At 34.8% G+C, this 1,514-nt stretch carries 1 pseudogene; it reads left to right on the plus strand.

The features are described 5' to 3' along the window. Window positions 1–55 precede the first annotated feature (55 nt). A pseudogene (locus tag RV15_RS18670) lies at window positions 56–1,458 on the plus strand (IS3 family transposase). Window positions 1,459–1,514 lie beyond the last annotated feature (56 nt).

Raw genomic sequence — 1,514 nt, forward strand, 5'->3', positions numbered from 1 at the left:
TGAGCCGACCCCCAAAAGTTAGACCCAAAAATCTAACTTTTGGAGGTCTTTTTGTATGGCAAAATATAGTTTAGAATTCAAATTAAAAATTGTTCAAGAGCATCTTGAAGAAAAAAGAGGAATAAATTGCTTAGCAAAAAAATATGGATTTAATTGTAACACTCAAATAAGAAAGTGGATCCATGCGTATAATGAATTGGGTGAAGAAGGACTACTTCGTAGTCGGAAATGTAGGAATTACTCTGTTCAATTTAAGTTAGATGCGATAGAGTTGTATTTAACTACAGAGTTGTCCTATCAAGAAGTAGCCAATCTTCTCAAAATGAACAATCCACCATTGATTGCGAATTGGCTTAAAACCTATCGTAAGCTTGGTATAGATGGACTCTCTAAACAGAAAGGACGTCCACCTACAATGTCTAAGAAAAAACGAAATGAAATCCAGCCATTACCAAGTGAACAATCTCAATTAGATAAACTAGAAAAAGAAAATAGAATGTTAAAAATTGAGAACGCCTATTTAAAAGAATTGAGGAGGCTGCGTTTAGAGGACGAACAAAAAATGAACGAATCGCGCGAATCATTCACAGCCTCCGAGGATACTTTCGATTAAAAGATATTCTGGAAACCCTAAGGTTTCCAAAATCGACTTACATGTACTGGCAAAAACGCCTCAACAGAACAACTTCAACACAAATGATTGAAGAAGAAATTCAAGCGATTCGTAAAGAACATCAACATTATGGCTATAGAAGAATGACACAAGAATTAAAACGACGTGGATACCAAGTAAATAAAAAGAAAGTACAGCGATTAATTCAAAAGCTACAGTTACAAGTCAAAGCATTTACCAAGAAATCTAGGAAATATAATTCATATAAAGGAACCGTTGGGAAAGTAGCTAAAAACTTGATTCATCGAAGATTCAACACTTCGGTCTCTCATCAAAAAATCACGACGGATACAACTGAATTTAAATACTATGAAGCAGATGACGCGGGCATTCTTCGACAGAAAAAACTATATTTAGATCCGTTTATGGATATGTATAACAGTGAAATTCTAAGCTACAGCCTTTCTACTCAACCAAACGGTGAAACAGTTACGGCAGGGTTAGCAGAAGCAATTTCTCAAACAAATGATTGTCCCTATCGCCGCACCTTCCACTCTGATCAAGGCTGGGCTTATCAAATGAACACCTATGTACAAACATTAAAGGACAACCGTATCTTTCAAAGTATGTCTCGGAAAGGAACCTGTTTAGATAATTCTCCTATGGAGAATTTCTTCAGTATTCTAAAGCAAGAATTGTATTATGGCAAAATCTATCGGAGTCAAAATGAGTTAAGACGAGCAATTGAAAACTATATTTATTATTATAATAATCATCGAATCAAAGAAAAACTTAACTGGAAAAGTCCAGTAGAGTTTCGACAGTTCAATCAAAAAACTGCATAAAAAATAGAGTGGAAAAATCCACTCTATAAAAAGTCTAACTTTTTGGGGTCGCTACA

The organism is Enterococcus silesiacus, assembly GCF_001886225.1.
In the GTDB taxonomy this organism is placed as follows: domain Bacteria; phylum Bacillota; class Bacilli; order Lactobacillales; family Enterococcaceae; genus Enterococcus_L; species Enterococcus_L silesiacus.